This is a genomic window from Microcoleus sp. B3-D7 (assembly GCF_036705305.1).
GTDB lineage: Bacteria > Cyanobacteriota > Cyanobacteriia > Cyanobacteriales > Microcoleaceae > Microcoleus.
In genome coordinates, this window is sequence record NZ_JAUBUE010000093.1 from 1 (window position 1) to 1,919 (window position 1,919).

3 protein-coding genes are annotated in these 1,919 nt (G+C 43.5%); 1 reads left to right on the top strand and 2 read right to left on the bottom strand.

The annotated features are described in order from the left end of the window. Positions 1 to 387: hypothetical protein (locus QUB25_RS28950; protein WP_333188827.1), on the top strand; the 387-nt coding region annotated here is incomplete at its 5' end. Positions 388 to 849: 462 nt separating this feature from the next. Here the strand turns inward: QUB25_RS28950 and QUB25_RS28955 are convergent. Beyond that, positions 850 to 1,284, bottom strand: a complete 435-nt coding sequence (locus QUB25_RS28955) for a hypothetical protein (protein WP_333188829.1) — start codon at positions 1,282 to 1,284, stop codon at positions 850 to 852. Positions 1,285 to 1,577: 293 nt separating this feature from the next. Beyond that, on the bottom strand, positions 1,578 to 1,919 hold a 342-nt coding region (locus QUB25_RS28960; protein ID WP_333188831.1), incomplete at its 5' end, for a leucine-rich repeat domain-containing protein.

The window sequence follows — 1,919 nt, forward strand, 5'->3', positions numbered from 1 at the left end:
CAGCCTGTTAATCTAGCACAAGCTCAACCTTGCAAACTCTCGGTAATGGGCGATAAAGAAACCAACAATTGTCCACTCTCAACGGGAATATTCGCCTCAAAGGAAGGGACAATTAAGCTTTCTTATTTGGAACCTGGAGCTTATGTTCTTAAAGGGATAAATCGAGTTAACGGCAAAAAAATTAACGCTACAGGAGATGAAGTAAGAGGAACTGTAGATCGACCACAATATCCATTCGATGAGGAGAGAACAGAGACTTTGTACCTTGTCACATTCCAAAAGGGTGACAGAAACACGATTCGACTCGAAATTTTTGCAGATACTGTTCCTATTTACAACCAGTTGCTGCATAAGACATCTTCAAACGACCCATTTTTTGGACGATAGAAAGAGTATTTTAACCCTGTTTTAGGGACAATGCTTCGGACAGTGTGTGATTGCCAAGCGTAAAATAAGGGTTTCAGGGCGATTGTACAATCTCTTTCATAACGGAAAATCAAGGGTTTTCCACTAGGATCTCAAAATAGTCCGGACTATTGTTAGGGAAACAGAACCCCTATTTGTCGCAGCAGGCGATCGCCTTGGGCGACCGCTAACAGAGTGTCGGCTGGTCTTTTTAGTAAAAAAAACCGAATCAAAACGAATCAACCGGAATCAAAATGCGTCAAGTTTTAATCCCTGCTAACGTTTTAGGGCTTTAGTGGAGGTTTGCAGTAATGCAGTAAGTAACGAAGGAGTTTCAATCCCTGATAGGGTTTTAGGTGGTTTTTGACGCTTAACGCCATAGAAATTATCTCAGCATATCTCCGGGATGAATCGGGGTATAGATTCCTAATTCCCTTTTGGGGTTTACTCTTCAATCATCTCCAAAATTGCCTCAATGTCTGCGAGTGTTGCCGCTGATTTCTTACGCTTGGCTTTGAGCCTGTTTAACAAGTCAGCAGCCTCTGGTAGCTCAATTTCAGCGCGTCGGGTATGGTACAGTTCAATCCTCATGTCACTCACTAAATTCTGAAGTCGCTTACATTCACCCTTTAATCGCTTTATTTCATCAATTGAACCACTGGTGTCACGCGATTGAGATTGTTTCTTTCCTACTTCGGAACTACTACGGCTCTCTGCTGTGTCACGCGGTTCGAGTTTTTTGTCCAGTTGTCGGGCATAATCTAGAGTAGCGTCAGCCAGGGCGATCGGAACTCGAATGGTGCGAGTCGGGCCACTCTGCCAAGTAGCTTTAAAGCGGGAATTTTTGATTGAATCTTCGTGTCCTTTAGGGTTAGGCATAACAAATGAATCCCTTGTGTCAAGCGTTTCATTTAGTCTAGCAAGAACGTCTAATAGTTTCAAGCGCGTGACACACGACTTTTTGGTGTCCTCAGCCGGACGGGCAGGCGACTATTTTTCCGATGGCCGATTTTTTAATTGTGACGAAGAAGAAGACAATGGCGACCAGTCGTAAAAATCCCGCTGGGAGCTTTAGGCGAGGATAGGGTAATTTCTCTCTCACTCCAAAACCTTGTTCTAGTTGGGGATACTCTAATTTTCTGAACTTTCAAGTTTTAAGAGCTAGGTTCTTGTTACCAATTACAGATAGACTCTGGCTTGAGAGGACAAGTCTTGGGTGCGCTCGAATTTCTGCTGAGGTAAAGAGCGGTCAGTTTAGTCAAGGATGCTAGCGGTTTAATGTCCTTGATTTGATTGTTGTTGAGGTTGAGATCGGTGAGGTTAGTTAAAGATGCTAGCGGTTTGATGTCGCTGATTTGATTGTTGTGAAGATCGAGTACAGTCAGGTTAGTCAAGAAACATCTCCCAAAAAGCCTGTTAACGGGAGCCAGGATGTCTACCCCACAAGAATTATGGGAGGAGCCTAAAGATGCTAGCGGTTTGATGTCCTTGATTTTATTGTTGTTGAGGTTGAG

What these genes read in the sequence shown, in the direction of transcription:
- QUB25_RS28955 (WP_333188829.1), bottom strand. Translation starts at nt 1,284, where the DNA reads ATGCCTAACCCTAAAGGACACGAAGATTCAATCAAAAATTCCCGCTTT.